Annotated in this window: 14 protein-coding genes and 4 tRNA genes; 8 read left to right on the forward strand and 10 right to left on the reverse strand. The window is 47.9% G+C overall.

From position 1 onward, the window contains the following. Positions 1–8: 8 nt before the first annotated feature. From crr to cysZ, 5 genes are all read right to left on the reverse strand, one after another. Positions 9–518: a PTS glucose transporter subunit IIA gene (gene crr / locus D9738_RS16635; protein WP_000522247.1), complete on the reverse strand. Its 510-nt coding sequence runs from the start codon at positions 516–518 to the stop codon at positions 9–11. Between the two features lie 40 nt (positions 519–558). After that, the gene (gene ptsI / locus D9738_RS16640; RefSeq protein WP_000623129.1) at positions 559–2286 is read right to left on the reverse strand and encodes a phosphoenolpyruvate-protein phosphotransferase PtsI; all 1728 of its coding nucleotides are present in this window, start codon (positions 2284–2286) and stop codon (positions 559–561) included. A 44-nt stretch (positions 2287–2330) separates the two neighbouring features. Further along, on the reverse strand, positions 2331–2588 hold the full coding sequence (ptsH, locus tag D9738_RS16645; protein ID WP_000487600.1) for a phosphocarrier protein Hpr: 258 nt from the start codon (positions 2586–2588) through the stop codon (positions 2331–2333). A 382-nt stretch (positions 2589–2970) separates the two neighbouring features. Continuing rightward, positions 2971–3942 carry a cysteine synthase A gene (gene cysK, locus D9738_RS16655; RefSeq protein WP_000034402.1) on the reverse strand — a complete coding sequence of 324 codons (972 nt, stop codon included), beginning with the start codon at positions 3940–3942 and terminating at the stop codon, positions 2971–2973. Between the two features lie 184 nt (positions 3943–4126). After that, positions 4127–4888, reverse strand: a complete 762-nt coding sequence (cysZ, locus tag D9738_RS16660) for a sulfate transporter CysZ (protein WP_130260671.1) — start codon at positions 4886–4888, stop codon at positions 4127–4129. Between the two features lie 229 nt (positions 4889–5117). Here cysZ and zipA point away from each other — a divergent pair, with 229 nt between their 5' ends. The 3 genes from zipA to D9738_RS16675 all read left to right on the forward strand — a co-directional run bounded on the left by zipA (position 5118) and on the right by D9738_RS16675 (position 8404). Further along, a complete protein-coding gene (gene zipA / locus D9738_RS16665; RefSeq protein ID WP_130260672.1) occupies positions 5118–6098 on the forward strand; it encodes a cell division protein ZipA in 981 nt (326 codons plus the stop codon). A 70-nt stretch (positions 6099–6168) separates the two neighbouring features. Then, entirely contained in the window at positions 6169–8184 is a 2016-nt protein-coding gene (gene ligA, locus D9738_RS16670) for an NAD-dependent DNA ligase LigA (RefSeq protein WP_130260673.1), read from the forward strand. A gap of 1 nt (position 8185) precedes the next feature. Beyond that, positions 8186–8404 (forward strand): DUF3820 family protein, encoded by a 219-nt coding sequence (locus D9738_RS16675; protein WP_130260674.1) that lies wholly within the window; start codon positions 8186–8188, stop codon positions 8402–8404. Here the strand turns inward: D9738_RS16675 and D9738_RS16680 are convergent. Then, positions 8401–9399, reverse strand: coding sequence for a bile acid:sodium symporter family protein (locus D9738_RS16680; protein WP_130260675.1), 999 nt, complete (start codon positions 9397–9399; stop codon positions 8401–8403). The genes D9738_RS16675 and D9738_RS16680 overlap by 4 nt on opposite strands. 602 nt (positions 9400–10001) lie before the next feature. On the opposite strand from D9738_RS16680, the gene D9738_RS16685 reads away from it, so the two are divergent. The 5 genes from D9738_RS16685 (at position 10002) to D9738_RS16705 (ending at position 15577) form a co-directional block, all read left to right on the forward strand. Further along, positions 10002–11255 carry a nucleoside permease gene (locus D9738_RS16685; protein WP_130260676.1) on the forward strand — a complete coding sequence of 418 codons (1254 nt, stop codon included), beginning with the start codon at positions 10002–10004 and terminating at the stop codon, positions 11253–11255. A gap of 54 nt (positions 11256–11309) precedes the next feature. Continuing rightward, entirely contained in the window at positions 11310–12239 is a 930-nt protein-coding gene (locus D9738_RS16690; protein WP_130260677.1) for a nucleoside 2-deoxyribosyltransferase, read from the forward strand. A 231-nt stretch (positions 12240–12470) separates the two neighbouring features. After that, complete coding sequence (xapA, locus tag D9738_RS16695; protein WP_130260678.1) at positions 12471–13304, forward strand: xanthosine phosphorylase; 834 nt, start codon at positions 12471–12473, stop codon at positions 13302–13304. 58 nt (positions 13305–13362) lie between these two features. Then, positions 13363–14604 (forward strand): nucleoside permease, encoded by a 1242-nt coding sequence (locus D9738_RS16700; RefSeq protein WP_130260679.1) that lies wholly within the window; start codon positions 13363–13365, stop codon positions 14602–14604. Positions 14605–14692: 88 nt separating this feature from the next. Further along, positions 14693–15577, forward strand: coding sequence for a LysR family transcriptional regulator (locus D9738_RS16705; RefSeq protein ID WP_130260680.1), 885 nt, complete (start codon positions 14693–14695; stop codon positions 15575–15577). Positions 15578–15626: 49 nt separating this feature from the next. Here D9738_RS16705 and D9738_RS16710 read toward each other — a convergent pair. From D9738_RS16710 to D9738_RS16725, 4 genes are all read right to left on the reverse strand, one after another. Then, positions 15627–15702, reverse strand: a tRNA-Lys gene (locus tag D9738_RS16710). 4 nt (positions 15703–15706) lie between these two features. Next, a tRNA-Val gene (locus D9738_RS16715) sits at positions 15707–15782 on the reverse strand. Positions 15783–15828: 46 nt separating this feature from the next. Continuing rightward, positions 15829–15904, reverse strand: a tRNA-Val gene (locus D9738_RS16720). A gap of 44 nt (positions 15905–15948) precedes the next feature. After that, positions 15949–16024: transfer RNA gene (locus tag D9738_RS16725), tRNA-Val, on the reverse strand. Positions 16025–16269: the final 245 nt, after the last annotated feature.

Genomic DNA, 16269 nt, shown 5'->3' on the forward strand with positions numbered 1-16269 from the left:
GGCAAGAATTACTTCTTGATGCGAATAACCGGGGTTTCACCCACAGTCACGCTACCGGACAGTTTGATCAGTTCTTTGATTTCGTCCATGTTGGAGATAACAACCGGAGTCAGGGTAGACTTGGCTTTCTCTTCCAGCAGCGGGAGATCGAATTCAATCACAGTATCGCCAACTTTCACGCGCTGACCTTCTTCAGCAATACGCTTGAAGCCTTCGCCTTTCAGTTCAACAGTGTCGATACCGAAGTGAACGAACAACTCAACGCCGCTATCAGATTCGATGGAGAACGCGTGGTTGGTTTCAAAGATTTTACCAATGGTGCCGTCAACCGGAGCGACCATTTTGTTACCAGTTGGTTTGATAGCAATACCATCACCAACGATTTTTTCCGCAAAAACGACATCCGGCACGTCTTCGATATTGACGATCTCGCCAGAGAGCGGAGCAATGATCTCAATAGTTCCAGTATCCTTCTTGTCGTCGGAAACCAGAGATTTCAGTTTATCGAACAAACCCATGATCTTCTCCTAAGCAGTAAATTGGGCCGCATCTCGTGGATTAGCAGATTGTTTTTTCTTCAATGAACTTGTTAACCAGCGTCATTAACTCGTCCGTTGTCGGTTGAGCAAGAGCCTGCTCTGCTAACACCTTCGCATCTTCGAAGTTCGTGTTACGGATAATCTTCTTAATGCGCGGGATAGAAATGGCGCTCATAGAGAATTCGTCCAGACCCATCCCCAGCAACAGAAGTGTAGCACGTTCATCGCCAGCAAGCTCACCACACATACCTGTCCATTTGCCTTCAGCATGAGAAGCATCAATAACTTGCTTGATCAAGTTCAGCACGGACGGTGACATTGGCTGGTAAAGGTGTGAAATCATATCATTACCACGGTCAACTGCCAGAGTGTACTGCGTTAAATCATTGGTGCCGATACTAAAGAAATCAACTTCTTTGGCTAAATGACGCGCAATTGTCGCGGCAGCCGGTGTTTCCACCATTACGCCAATTTCAATTGACTCGTCAAACGCTTTACCTTCGTCGCGCAGTTCCTGTTTGTAGATTTCGATCTCTTTGCGCAGTGCACGCACTTCTTCAACAGAGATGATCATCGGGAACATGATGCGCAATTTACCGAAAGCAGAGGCACGCAGGATAGCGCGAAGCTGATCGCGCAGGATCTCTTTACGATCCATCGCGATACGGATAGCACGCCAGCCGAGGAACGGGTTCTCTTCTTTCGGGAAGTTCATGTACGGCAGCTCTTTATCGCCGCCAATGTCCATGGTACGAACAATAACTGCCTGTGAGCCACACGCTTCAGCCACCGCTTTGTAAGCAGCAAACTGTTCTTCTTCGGTTGGCAGCGCGTCGCGGTCCATGAACAGGAATTCGGTACGATACAGACCAACGCCTTCAGCGCCGTTACGCTCTGCACCTTCAACGTCACGAACAGTACCGATGTTAGCGCACACTTCGACCTGGTGACCGTCCAGCGTAATTGCTGGCAGATCTTTCAGTTTAGCAAGCTCTGCTTTTTCAGAAGCAACTTGCTCCTGAACGGCGCGCAGTTTATCAATAACTTCATTGGTTGGATTGACGTAAACTTGATTGTTTACGGCATCCAGAATCAGATAGTCGTCGTTTTTCACCTGAGAGGTGACGCTACCGGTACCCACGATGGCTGGCAGTTCCAGAGAACGCGCCATGATAGAGGTGTGGGAAGTCCGGCCACCCGCGTCGGTGATGAAACCCAGCACCTTCTTCAGGTTTAGCTGTGCGGTTTCAGACGGCGTCAGGTCAGCGGCAACCAGGATTACTTCATCCTGAATGGCGCTCAGGTCGATGATCTTCAGCCCAAGGATGTTGCGCAGCAGGCGCTTACCGATATCACGTACGTCGGCCGCACGCTCTTTCAGGTATTCGTCATCCAGTTCTTCCAGGGCAGAAGCCTGACCTTCGATAACTTCATGAGCAGCTGCATCAGCGGTCATGTGCTTATCTTTAATCAGGGCTATGATTTCCTGCTCCAGCTCCTCATCTTCGAGCAACATAATATGCCCTTCGAAGATGGCTTCTTTTTCTTCACCGAACGTTTCACCAGCTTTCGTTTTGATCGTTTCCAGCTGGGCAGATGCCTTGGCACGACCGCTCAGAAAACGTTCAACTTCCTGATCAACCTGGTCGGCAGAAATTTTTTTCCGGTCAATGACGATTTCGTCTTCTTTCAAAAGCAGAGCTTTACCGAAAGCGATACCCGGGGATGCTAAAATGCCTGAAATCATAACCCTACCTTACTTGTGACTGATTTTTAAAAGAACCCGGGAAATTACTCGAGTTCCGCCATCAGTTTAACCAGATGTTCAACCGCTTTTTGCTCGTCTTCGCCTTCTGCAGAGATAGTCACAACGGTGCCTTGAGTCAGGCCCAGAGTCTGCAGTTTGAACAGGCTTTTGGCGCTGGCGCTTTTGCCGTTAGAAGTCACAGTAATTTCAGAAGTGAAGCCCTTAGCTTCTTTTACAAACTGGGCAGCAGGGCGGGTGTGCAGACCGTTCGGAGCGGTAATGGTAACTTCTTGCTGGAACATTGTATTTCCCCAACTTATAGGTTTAGTGTTGTGGAACTAAAGTCTAGCCTGGCGGTTCGACTTTAGCCTGTATTGTTAGCGCCAGTTTTAACAGACGCGACGCACGAAGTGCTCTATACAGTCCATTGCTGGCGGATGTTGGCCGCTGACGTTTCGTTCATCATTAAACATTATGCCGCTAAAGGAAGACTTGAACCAAATCATAAAATCGATTCAGCTAAGGCTTTTCCTGTAACGATTAATTTCGCGCATCAAAATAATTAGTCAGGTTAAATACCAGTTCCGACAAGTTGAATCAATGCCAGGAGGGGTGAAAGTTTGAAGCAGGCCACAAAAAAGCACCTGAAAAGGTGCTTTTTTACGCATTTTTAACAAGCTGGCATTACTGTTGCAGTTCTTTCTCGGTAAAGAGATCGGCAAACAGTGCAGTGCTTAAATAACGCTCACCCGATGATGGCAGAATAACCACAATATTCTTATTGGTAAAGCTTTCATCTTCTTGTAGTTTCAACGCTGCAGCAACAGCCGCGCCGGAAGAGATCCCGGCAAGAATGCCTTCTTCTTCCATCAGGCGACGCGCAGTAGAGATGGCTTCTTCATTGGTGATGCCAATAACTTTGTCGACCAGTTTGAGATCAAGGTTAGCCGGGATAAAGCCAGCACCGATGCCCTGGATTTTATGCGGCCCGGGTTTGATTTCTTCACCTGCCAGCGCCTGGGCGATAACGGGAGAGTCGGTTGGTTCTACGGCAACAGAGATGAGGTCAGTCTTGCCTTTGGTGCCTTTAATGTAGCGGCTGACGCCGGTCAGCGTACCGCCAGTGCCGACACCAGCAATAAACACATCGACCTGACCGTCAGTATCTTCCCAGATCTCCGGGCCGGTGGTTTTTTCATGAATTTCCGGGTTTGCCGGGTTGCTGAATTGTTGCAGCAGCAAGTATTTTTCTGGATTGCTGGCAACAATTTCCTCCGCTTTTTGAATTGCGCCTTTCATGCCTTTAGCACCTTCGGTCAGCACCAGGTTTGCACCTAACGCTTTGAGCAGCTTGCGGCGTTCAATACTCATGGTTTCCGGCATGGTCAGAGTGAGTTTATAACCGCGAGCGGCAGCCACATACGCCAGTGCAATCCCGGTATTGCCGCTGGTTGGCTCCACCAACTCAACGCCCGGCTTCAGTACGCCGCGCTTTTCGGCATCCCAAATCATATTGGCACCGATACGGCACTTAACGCTGAAGCTGGGGTTTCGGGATTCCACCTTCGCCAGAATACGTCCGTTACCGATGCGATTCAGGCGAACCAGCGGTGTGTGACCGATAGTCAGCGAGTTATCTTCAAAAATCTTACTCATGGCCTGTCCTTAACTGTATGAAATTGGGATACAACAGGTAGCATACCCGCTCAGAGAATATGCGGAAGTAAGGATTTAGCATATCTATATGCAGAAGGGAAATAATGGCTCGCAAGATGGAATAAGGGGCGGCATAAGCCACCCCTGTTCCACACATAATGTTTACAAAACAATCGGTAAATTGTTACCGCCATAATGCATGTTTAGCGCGGTAGCAATCGACCCACATCGCCGTAGCGCCACAAACGGCCACCGGCATGATGAACAGGTTGAGTACCGGGATCATCGTGAACAAGCTGGTTAAAGCACCAAACTGCATATTAGTGATTTTGCGCGTGCGCAGGGCAGTGCGCATATCTTTGAATGGCACTTTGTGGTTATCGAACGGATAGTCGCAGTACTGGATGGCTAACATCCAGGCGCTGAACAGGAACCACAGCACCGGTGCGACGGTTTGCCCAATGCCAGGGATGAAGTAAAGGATCAGCAATACAATCGCGCGCGGCAGATACCAGGCAAACTTTTGCCATTCACGTTTCATAATCCGCGGCACATCTTTCATGATGCCGAAAATACCGGTATCCGGTGGCGTAGCGCCAGTCAGTCTTGCTTCCAGTTGTTCAGCCAACAAACCGTTAAATGGTGCGGCAATCCAGTTGGCGATGGTGGAGAAAAAATAGCCAAAAACCAGTAGCACGGAGATAACCGCTACAGGCCACAGCAAATAGCTCAACCATTGCAGCCAGTCAGGTACGTGACTCATTAACGACGGGATCCAAACATCCAGCTGGCTAAAGAGCCACCAGAACGCGCCTCCCATCAACAATATATTGATCAACAGCGGTAAGATGACAAAACGGCGAATCCCAGGTTGCGAGACGAGCTTCCAGCCTTGCGCAAAATAGTAAAAACCGCTGCGTGAGGCAGATGTGAATGTTGAAACCATAATCAGGATATGCTCCTTTTGACCAATCCCAGGAAAGTTCTGCGTATTTTACCGGGTATTTGCGCAATGGACAGTTAGGATATGTTCGAAAAACCAGCAAAAAGCACGATTTCATCTATCTTTGTGCTGTGAAAGTTAATAGTGCACTTGCACTTGAGGTAATCGACAAATACTCTTAGTGAGTAAATGTTTGCCGTGGTGGCAAGGTGTTAGAACAACAGAGAATATAATGATGCAGGATTTGCGTCTGATATTAATCATTGTTGGCGCGATCGCCATAATCGCTTTACTGGTACATGGTTTCTGGACCAGCCGTAAAGAACGATCTTCTATGTTTCGCGATCGGCCACTAAAACGAATGAAGTCAAAACGTGACGACGATTCTTATGACGAGGATGTCGAAGATGATGAGGGCGTTGGTGAGGTTCGTGTTCACCGCGTAAATCATGCCCCGGCTAACGCCCAGGAGCATGAGGCTGCTCGTCCGTCGCCGCAACACCAGTACCAACCGCCTTATGCGTCTGCGCAACCGCGTCAACCGGTTCAGCAGCCGCCTGAAGCGCAGGTACCGCCGCAACATGCTCCGCATTCAGCGCAGCCTGTTCAGCAACCGCAGCCAGTGCAACAACCGCAGCCAGTACAGCAGCCGGCTTACCCGCCGCAGCCTGAACAGCCGGTTGTTTCGCAGGTGCCTCCAGCTCCGCAGCCTACTTTCCAGACCGCGGAACCTGTAGCGGCACCGCAGCCTGAACCTGTAGCTGAACCAGCGCCTGTGATGGATAAGCCGAAGCGCAAAGAAGCGGTGATCATCATGAACGTCGCGGCGCATCACGGTAGCGAGCTGAACGGTGAACTGCTTCTTAATAGCATTCAACAGGCGGGCTTTATCTTTGGCGATATGAATATTTATCATCGCCATCTTAGCCCGGATGGCAGCGGCCCGGCGTTATTCAGCCTGGCGAATATGGTGAAACCGGGAACCTTTGATCCTGAAATGAAGGATTTCACAACGCCGGGTGTCACTATCTTCATGCAGGTGCCGTCTTACGGTGATGAACTGCAAAACTTCAAGCTGATGCTGCAATCCGCGCAGCATATTGCCGATGAAGTAGGCGGCGTAGTGCTTGACGATCAGCGCCGTATGATGACTCCGCAGAAACTGCGCGAGTATCAGGACATCATCCGCGAAGTCAAAGACGCCAACGCCTGATACACTTAGGGCAAATCAACTTCTTTTCGAACCCCCGCTTGTCGGGGGTTTTTAGCATTGATGGTGCGATATGGAATCAATCGAACAACAACTGACAGAACTGCGAACGACGCTTCGCCACCATGAATATCTTTATCATGTGATGGATGCGCCGGAAATTCCCGACGCTGAATACGACAGGCTGATGCGCGAGTTACGTGAGCTGGAAGCCAAACATCCAGAGCTGATTACCCCTGATTCACCTACCCAACGTGTAGGTGCTGCGCCGCTGGCAGCCTTTAGCCAGATCCGTCATGAAGTACCAATGCTGTCGCTGGATAACGTATTTGATGAAGAGAGTTTTCTCGCCTTCAACAAACGCGTACAGGATCGTCTGAAAAGCAACGAAAAAGTGACCTGGTGCTGCGAGTTAAAGCTCGATGGGCTTGCCGTCAGCATTCTGTATGAGAATGGTGTACTGGTAAGCGCGGCAACCCGTGGCGATGGCACTACTGGGGAAGACATCACGTCTAACGTGCGTACCATTCGCGCCATTCCGCTGAAACTGCATGGTGAGAATATTCCAGCACGTCTGGAAGTGCGTGGTGAAGTGTTCCTGCCGCAGGCGGGCTTTGAGAAGATTAACGAAGAGGCGCGACGCACGGGCGGAAAAGTGTTTGCTAACCCACGTAATGCGGCGGCAGGTTCTCTGCGCCAGCTTGATCCGCGTATTACTGCGAAGCGACCGCTTACTTTCTTCTGCTATGGCGTTGGCGTACTGGAAGGTGGCGAGTTGCCGGATACTCATCTGGGCCGCTTAATGCAGTTTAAAGCGTGGGGATTACCAGTCAGCGATCGGGTAACGCTTTGCGAATCAGCAGAAGACGTGTTGGCGTTTTACCACAAAGTGGAAGAAGACCGCCCGACGCTGGGCTTTGATATTGACGGTGTAGTCATTAAGGTCAACTCGCTGGCGCAGCAGGAGCAACTTGGCTTTGTTTCCCGCGCCCCGCGCTGGGCTGTTGCGTTTAAATTCCCTGCGCAGGAACAAATGACTTTTGTGCGCGATGTAGAGTTTCAGGTTGGGCGTACAGGAGCGATTACGCCCGTTGCGCGTCTGGAACCTGTCCATGTTGCAGGCGTGCTGGTGAGCAACGCCACACTGCATAATGCCGACGAAATTGAACGTCTCGGTTTACGCATTGGCGATAAAGTGGTGATTCGCCGCGCAGGTGACGTGATCCCACAAGTGGTTAACGTCGTGCTTTCTGAACGCCCGGAAGATACCCGTGAGGTTGTATTCCCGACGCATTGCCCGGTATGTGGTTCTGACGTGGAACGTGTGGAAGGTGAAGCGGTTGCTCGCTGTACTGGTGGCCTGATTTGCGGTGCTCAACGTAAAGAATCGCTGAAACACTTTGTTTCCCGTCGTGCGATGGACGTTGATGGCATGGGTGACAAAATTATCGACCAGCTGGTTGAAAAAGAATACGTTCACACTCCGGCGGACCTGTTCAAACTCACCGCAGGCAAACTTACCGGACTGGAGCGAATGGGGCCGAAATCGGCACAAAATGTGGTTAACGCGCTGGAAAAAGCGAAAGAAACCACCTTTGCCCGCTTCCTCTATGCCCTTGGCATCCGTGAAGTCGGTGAGGCTACCGCAGCAGGTCTGGCGGCATATTTTGGCACGCTGGAAGCGCTGGAATCAGCCTCGATTGAAGAGCTGCAAAAAGTGCCAGACGTCGGGATCGTGGTGGCATCTCATGTTCACAACTTCTTTGCCGAAGAAAGTAACCGTAATGTCATCAGTGAACTGTTGTCTGAAGGCGTTCACTGGCCTGCGCCGGTGGTGATTAACGCGGAAGAGATCGACAGCCCGTTTGCCGGTAAAACCGTGGTGCTCACCGGTAGCTTAAGTCAGATGTCGCGTGATGACGCTAAAGTTCGCTTGATCGAACTGGGCGCGAAAGTGGCGGGCAGCGTGTCGAAGAAAACCGATCTGGTGATTGCCGGAGAAGCTGCAGGTTCTAAACTGGCGAAAGCGCAGGAACTGGGTATTGAAGTCATCGACGAAGCTGAAATGCTGCGTTTGCTGGGGAGCTGAGGTGGAAAAAGAGCAGCTGATTGAAATTGCCAATACGGTGATGCCGTTTGGCAAGTACAAAGGGCGTCGCTTAATCGACCTGCCGGAAGAGTATCTGCTGTGGTTTGCCCGCAAAGATGAGTTTCCGGCAGGCAAACTCGGTGAGTTAATGCAAATCACGTTGCTGATTAAAACCGAGGGGCTGGCGCAACTGGTCCAGCCCCTGAAACGTCCGCTTTAAGCTTTTCCGGCGCTGCTTTCCTGCTGCGCCTGTAGTTGCTCGGTCTGGCGCTTATAACGACGCGCCAGCACCGCGCAGACCATCAGTTGGATCTGATGGAAAATCATCAACGGCAGTACCATCATACCGATCACCGATGTGGGGAACAGAATGTTCGCCATCGGAATACCATTCGCCAGACTCTTTTTCGAGCCACAGAAGACGATAGTGATTTCATCTGCCTTATTGAAACCCAGTCGACGCGCCATAAAGACGTTAATCACAATCACAATAGCCAGCAATACGCAGCTAACTACCACAATAAACAGCAGCGAACCCCAACCGACTTTGTGCCAGATGCCGTTAACGACGGCTTCGCTGAATGCCGTATAAACGACCAAAAGAATGGATGTCTGGTCGGTTTTTGCTATCCACTTTTTATTGCGTGCTACCCAGTTACCAATCCACGGGCGAGAAAGATGTCCCAGCACGAACGGCAGCAGTAGTTGCAACATAATCTTACCAACCTGTTCCAGACTGCCTTCTGCTCCGTGGATATTCATTACCAGACCGACCAGCAACGGCGAAAGGAAAATCCCCAGCAGGCTGGATGCCGACGCAGAACAAACCGCCGCCGCGACATTACCGCCCGCCATTGAAGTAAAGGCGATTGCAGACTGCACGGTAGCCGGGAGAATGCACAAATAGAGAAAACCGGAATAGAGCATCGGATCGACATTTACCGGTTTCCACCAGGCAAACAGTACGCCCAGAATCGGAAACAGTACGAAGGTGCTGCACATTACCCACAAATGCAATCGCCAGTGACTACCGCCAGCAATTATCGCCTCACGCGACAGCTTCGCACCGTGCATAAAGAACAACAGGGCAATAGCTGCCGTGGTCAGATTTTCAAAGAAGGGGACAAAACCGCCGCTGGCCGGAAAGAAAGAAGCCAGCAATACCACCGTGATCAAGGTTAAAGTGAAAGGATCGAGGATACGAAAAAGTTTCATAAAGACTCCAGATGACCGATGCTTTCATTGTGCGTTGTTCTGATTGATAAATAAAACTGAATTGCTTATCAATTTGTGCGTGGTAATGGGAAGTCAGGGGGAGCTTCGCCTGGTTGACAAATAGGGGCTGTTAACTGAGGAAACTATGTGACAGCCGAAAAAATCACAGAAGGTTATTACTGCTGATGTACATAGCAGTTTTAGCGTGGTCAGCGCTGGTTTTAGAACGGGTATTTTATTGAATAAAGAATGTTACACGGAGAGAACGTTTCACTCACTTTATTATTAACGGTGCGGTAAAATTATGAGGGTAGACTCAGGTTTAATAACAGGAGTTACCTTTTTATCATATATTTCTCGCAAACAATAAACATCATGAATGTGATTGTCTCATATATTTTTGATGTGATTGTTTAGTGTTGCTGTTTACTGGGTTAGTGGTTTATCTAAAAACTCATAATTATTACGCAATAACAGGGTGGTTTTCTTAATGTTTTCAGAATCGATATCAAATCGCAATTGATCATTGCAATAAAAGATATTGGTAAATTTGATGTGTTTCAGGATATTTAAAGGGGAGGGTCAAATCAAAGGGGACGACGGTGAATCTAAAACTACAGTTAAAAATTCTTTCATTTCTGCAATTCTTTTTGTGGGGAAGTTGGCTAAACACATTTGGTTCTTATATGTTTATTACGCTGCGCTTCAAAGGAGAAGATATTGGTGCAGTCTACAGTACATTGGGTATTGCAGCGGTGATAACGTCAACACTATTTGGCATTGTGGCAGATAAATGGATTAGCGCTAAATGGATTTATGCCGCCTGTCACTTTTTTGGCGCGGTAACATTATTTATCGCGGCATCTGTTACAACACCTTCGGCAATGTTCATTGTCATTTTACTTAACTCTCTCGTTTATATGCCAACGCTTGGCTTGAGTAATACGATTTCCTATTACCGTATACAAAATGCGGATATGGATATTGTGACTGAGTTTCCACCAATACGCATCTGGGGAACGATCGGATTTATTGTTGCGATGTGGGCAGTAAGTCTGGCGGGTTTTGAATTAAGTCATATGCAATTGTATATCGGAGCGGCGGCTTCATTAGGGTTAAGTCTGTTTACGTTGACATTACCTGTTGTACCGGTAGCTAAATCTAACCAGGCACAAGGAATAATAGACGTTCTCGGACTGCGTGCATTTGCACTGTTCAAAAATAGCAAAATGGCTATTTTCTTTATCTTTGCCATGCTGCTTGGGGCAGAATTACAGATTACCGGAATGTTTGGAAATACTTTCCTCCACAGCTTCGAGAGTGTTCCAGAGTTTGCCAATAGTTTTGTTGTCACCCATGCTTCTATTTTGTTATCGATTTCTCAGATATCCGAAGTTTGTTTCATTCTTGCTATTCCCTTTTTTCTGAAAAAATATGGTATTAAAAATGTCATGCTGATGAGCATGATTGCCTGGATGCTGCGCTTTGGTTTATTCGCTTATGGCGATCCTTCATTCGGCGGTACTATTCTGTTAATTCTTTCGATGATCGTTTATGGCTGTGCCTTTGACTTCTTCAATATATCTGGATCGGTATTTGTTGAACAAGAAGTTGATCCTTCGATCCGTAATAGTGCTCAGGGCGTATTTCTGATGATGGCCAATGGTTTTGGTTGTATTCTGGGTGGTTTTATTAGTGGCAAAGTCGTCGATTATTTAACAACGGATGGTAACCCGCAATGGTCAACCATTTGGCTGGTATTTGCCGGATATTCACTGGTTCTTGCTATCGCATTTATGCTGTTGTTTAAATATAAACACAACGGTGCCACGACGACGTCCGGTCATTTCGCCTGATACGCTATTTATAAAAATTAATGATATTTTATAGGATTCATAAAAGAGGATGTTATGGCAAATCAATTGTATAACCAGTGTCGGGTTTATTGCGCACCCTGGCGATTAGATGCTTTAAATTTAAATGACATCATCGATCAATGGATTGACGATGGTCTGTTACCGCCCCTGATCCATACTTTTCTTCCTTATCGCGATGATGCCGGTGCCTCCAGTGAAGAGGAGATTTTTGTTAACGATGTCGCGAATATGGACAACAGCGTTGGGGTTATCGGTTATTTCGATGGCGGAACTTATGATTCCGGTTGTGCGTGGGAAGTGGGCTATGCATGGGCTTCAGGAATGTCGGTACATCTGGTTACGACCGACTTTCTCTTATGGGCGGCAGGTAACTCTTCAGAGTTTTACCCTATAAGTAAGCTGATAAATTATGTAGCAAAAGTTGTATCAGTGTCAGATTCTGATGCCAGTATCAGCAACTATCGTGAACAAACAACAGACATCATCAATCGTGCATTGCAAATATTTCAGCAAAATTTAATTGCCGACTTCGGCACGACGATTACTCCAGCCGTACCGGTTACGCCATTGCCCGTTGAGTATGACTATTATCTTGATCCTAACTTTATGTATACAGAACCATCTCGGGGCTTACTGGAGAATATCAAAGACGCGATCGTTAGTGTGGGTAAAACATTTATCGTTGGTGACAACATGAATGATATTGCGACTGATATTGACAATTTAAGAAAATCCAGACAAGCCATTTTTTATTCTGATACCTTTGAGCCGAATGTTGACACCGGTATTATGAATGGCATTGCCTATGCATTAGGGCAGCAATCGATTATTTATTGTAGTAAGCAACAAAAATATCAGTCTGCACTGACGACCGATTATCTAAATTTAATGATAACCTGGTCATCAACGGTGGCGCATTCATTTGCAGAGCTTGAAGCATTGATTGACAACAAAGAAATGTAATAGTTTATTCTTCTTGATTATCAGGTGAGTGATTGCCTGATAATCAACTTTTTAAATTAACTACCAAAATAAATTATACCGTCGTTATATCTCTCTGCCGGGGGACGGTATGATCGATTTAAAAAATATATTGAATATCTCTGACAAATGTATTGGTCACTCACGACTTTTTCTCGCTATAAAAAGAAGTGACTCATATTTAACGAATAATGTTTATTACAAGGACTTTCCATGACCCAATCTCATTTTTCACAAAACCCGTGGTATTGCGCAGATATCATTCGTCGCCACAAACCAAACTTTACCCCACGCGTTGCGTTTATTCTTGGTTCGGGGCTGGGTGCGTTGGCTGAACAGATTGAAGGCGCGGTCGCTATTTCTTATAGCGATTTGCCGGGATTTCCGGTGAGCACCGTACATGGTCACGCAGGAGAGTTGGTCCTCGGCATGCTCTCTGGTGTGCCTGTAGCTTGCATGAAAGGTCGTGGCCATTTTTATGAGGGCCGCGGAATGACAGTCATGACTGATGCGATTCGCACGTTCAAGTTGCTGGGCTGTGAGTTGTTGTTCTGCACTAATGCTGCAGGCTCGCTTCGCCCGGAAGTGGGGGCGGGTAGTCTGGTTGCGCTGAAAGATCACATTAATACGATGCCAGGCACACCGATGACAGGCCTTAATGATGAACGTTTTGGTGAACGCTTTTTTTCATTAGCGAATGCTTACGATGCTGATCACCGCGCCGTTTTACAAACCGTTGCGCAGGAAGAAGGTTTTCCGCTCACAGAGGGCGTTTTTGTTTCTTATCCAGGGCCTAACTTCGAAACGGCGGCAGAAATTCGCATGATGCAGATGATTGGCGGTGACGTCGTGGGTATGTCTGTAGTACCTGAAGTGATTACCGCACGTCATAGCGAAATGAAAGTCGTTGCTGTGTCTGCAATAACTAATATGGCGGAAGGTTTAAGCGATGTGAAATTGTCACATGCCCAAACGCTGGCTGCAGCGGAATTATCCCGGCAAAACTTTATCAATCTGATTTGCGGATTCTTACGCAAAATCGCCTGAAAGCAATAAAAAATGGCCTCGCGGATGGGGCCATCTCACTGCGATAAGGAAACCAAAAATGAATATCGCAACGCGTTTAAAGATTATGTCTTTTCTGCAATATTTTATCTGGGGGAGTTGGTTAGTTACCCTCGGCTCTTACATGATAAACACCTTACATTTTACCGGGGCTGATGTTGGTATGGCATACAGCTCTAAAGGCATTGCGGCTATTATTATGCCAGCCATTATGGGCACTATTGCAGATAAATGGTTACGAGCTGAACGTACCTATATGCTGTGCCACTTTATTTGCGCCGGGGTACTTTTTTATGCTGCCACCGTGACTGAACCGAATATGATGTTCTGGATAATGTTGCTTAACGCAATGGCGTTCATGCCCACTATTGCATTATCCAATAGTGTTTCTTATTCGTGTCTGGCCCAGGCCGGATTAGATCCGGTAACCTGTTTTCCTCCAATCCGTGTTTATGGCACTGTGGGATTTATTGTCGCCATGTGGCTGGTGAGTTTATTGCATCTGGAGTTAAGTAGTGTGCAACTATATATTGCTTCTGGCGCTTCTTTAGTGTTAGCGATCTATGCATTAACGCTACCGAAAATCCCAGTGGTGGAGCATAAAACTAGTACTACGCTTTCCAGTAAATTAGGCCTGGATGCGTTTGTGTTATTTAAAAATCCACGTATGGCGATTTTCTTTTTATTTGCCATGTTATTAGGTGCAGTACTACAAATTACTAACGTTTTTGGTAATCCATTCCTGCATGATTTTGCCCGTAACCCTGAATTTGCGGATAGCTTCGTGGTGAAATATCCTTCCATCCTGCTCTCGGTTTCGCAAATGGCGGAAGTCGGCTTCATTCTTACTATTCCCTTCTTCCTTAAGCGTTTTGGCATAAAAACCGTCATGTTGATGAGTATGGTCGCGTGGACATTACGCTTTGGCTTCTTTGCCTTTGGCGACCCATCGCCAGGTGGCTTTGTATTATTGTTGTTATCGATGATTGTGTATGGCTGTGCGTTCGACTTTTTTAATATCTCAGGTTCAGTGTTTGTCGAACAGGAAGTGGATTCCAGTATTCGCGCCAGCGCTCAGGGCTTATTTATGACGATGGTCAACGGCGTTGGGGCGTGGATCGGCTCTCTTCTGAGTGGTATGGCGGTTGACTATTTCACGGTTGATGGTGTGAAAGATTGGCAAACTATCTGGTTGGTATTTGCTGCGTATGCGCTGGCCCTGGCAGTGATCTTTGCCCTGTTTTTCCGTTATAAGCATGAACCTGAAAAAATGGCACAATAATCATTAGCTCACTGATGTAAACGGGGTTGACCTTTATTGCAATGTGCTAGATTTGGAGCCTTACCAAACCTTATGGAGCGCAATAATTATGGAAAGTACGCATCGTATTGATCTCAAGTTATTGCGCTATTTTCTTGCGGTCGCAGAAGAACTTCACTTTGGGCGGGCGGCTGCGCGGCTCAATATGTCGCAGCCGCCATTAAGTATTCATATTAAAGATCTGGAACAACAACTGGGCACGTTGCTGTTCGTTCGTCATTCGCGCAGTGTGGCGCTCACTCATGCGGGAAAAATTTTACTGGAAGAATCACGACGGTTACTGGCGAATGCCAGTCAGGCGATGGCACGGGTTGAGCAGATTGGTCGCGGTGAGGCAGGGCGGATTGAGCTGGGCGTGGTGGGAACAGCAATGTGGGGGCGAATGCGTCCGGCGATGCGGTGCTTTCTGAAAGAATGCCCCAATGTTCATGTCTCATTTCGTGAAAAATCACCAGGCATGCAAATGGCGTTGCTGGAGCGGCGTGAACTGGATGCGGGTATCTGGCGGATGGCGATTGAACCAACCACGGGGTTTACCAGCTTACGCTTACATGAATCCTCTTTTCTGGTTGCTATTCCGCAAGACCATCATCTGGCATCGCGAGATGCTATCCCGCTAACCGCATTACGCAATGAATACTTTGTAACGCTGCCTTCCGTCCATTCTGACTGGGCGTTTTTACAGCGCGTTTGTCAGCAGGCAGGTTTTTCACCGATGATCGTCCGGGAGGCCGTAGAGCCGCAAACTGTGCTGGCGATGATCAGTATGGGATTAGGCGTGACATTAATGGCAGATAGTTATGCTCAGATGAGTTGGCCCGGTGTGGTATTTCGTCCACTGGAAGAACGTATTCCGGCAGATCTGTATATTGTCTATGAACAGCAACATGCGGCGCCTGCGCTGGAGAGGTTGGTTAATGCCTTGATCGCGTGAAGGAATATCGTAGATAGCAAAAAGGCGCCTTTAGGGCGCCTTTTTACATTGGTGGGTCGTGCAGGATTCGAACCTGCGACCAATTGATTAAAAGTCAACTGCTCTACCAACTGAGCTAACGACCCGAAGTGGTGGGTGATGACGGGATCGAACCGCCGACCCCCTCCTTGTAAGGGAGGTGCTCTCCCAGCTGAGCTAATCACCCACTTCGGTACTTCACATTTTTACAAGAAATTTAGCTGGCGAGAAAGTGGTGGGTGATGACGGGATCGAACCGCCGACCCCCTCCTTGTAAGGGAGGTGCTCTCCCAGCTGAGCTAATCACCCACTTCTCAATTTCTTGCTACACGGCGGAGACTACATAAAGTAGTTGGTGGGTGATGACGGGATCGAACCGCCGACCCCCTCCTTGTAAGGGAGGTGCTCTCCCAGCTGAGCTAATCACCCCCGCTGTGTGGAGTCGCATTATAGGGAGAGTTGGAAATGAGTCAACGCATTTTCTAAAGAAATTGTTCGTTCGTCGTAAATTTAAGCAGGATGATCGCAAAACAGACCGTGTTGCGCAATTTGTCAACGAAAACAATAATGCGTAAGGTAGCAACCCGAACTACATTGAGGAATCAGGCGGGAGTGATAGAATATCGCCCACTCAATTTTTCCAGGATTTGCCGGTTGTCGGCATCTTTCTAAAC

The organism is Escherichia sp. E10V5, assembly GCF_004212315.1.
Classification (GTDB): domain Bacteria; phylum Pseudomonadota; class Gammaproteobacteria; order Enterobacterales; family Enterobacteriaceae; genus Escherichia.

Bases quoted from the DNA above. Each gene is read 5' to 3' on its own strand.
- crr (WP_000522247.1), bottom strand. From the start codon at position 518: ATGGGTTTGTTCGATAAACTGAAATCTCTGGTTTCCGACGACAAGAAG.
- ptsI (WP_000623129.1), bottom strand. From the start codon at position 2,286: ATGATTTCAGGCATTTTAGCATCCCCGGGTATCGCTTTCGGTAAAGCT.
- ptsH (WP_000487600.1), bottom strand. From the start codon at position 2,588: ATGTTCCAGCAAGAAGTTACCATTACCGCTCCGAACGGTCTGCACACC.
- cysK (WP_000034402.1), bottom strand. From the start codon at position 3,942: ATGAGTAAGATTTTTGAAGATAACTCGCTGACTATCGGTCACACACCG.
- cysZ (WP_130260671.1), bottom strand. From the start codon at position 4,888: ATGGTTTCAACATTCACATCTGCCTCACGCAGCGGTTTTTACTATTTT.
- zipA (WP_130260672.1), top strand. From the start codon at position 5,118: ATGATGCAGGATTTGCGTCTGATATTAATCATTGTTGGCGCGATCGCC.
- ligA (WP_130260673.1), top strand. From the start codon at position 6,169: ATGGAATCAATCGAACAACAACTGACAGAACTGCGAACGACGCTTCGC.
- D9738_RS16680 (WP_130260675.1), bottom strand. From the start codon at position 9,399: ATGAAACTTTTTCGTATCCTCGATCCTTTCACTTTAACCTTGATCACG.
- D9738_RS16690 (WP_130260677.1), top strand. From the start codon at position 11,310: ATGGCAAATCAATTGTATAACCAGTGTCGGGTTTATTGCGCACCCTGG.
- xapA (WP_130260678.1), top strand. From the start codon at position 12,471: ATGACCCAATCTCATTTTTCACAAAACCCGTGGTATTGCGCAGATATC.
- D9738_RS16700 (WP_130260679.1), top strand. From the start codon at position 13,363: ATGAATATCGCAACGCGTTTAAAGATTATGTCTTTTCTGCAATATTTT.
- D9738_RS16705 (WP_130260680.1), top strand. From the start codon at position 14,693: ATGGAAAGTACGCATCGTATTGATCTCAAGTTATTGCGCTATTTTCTT.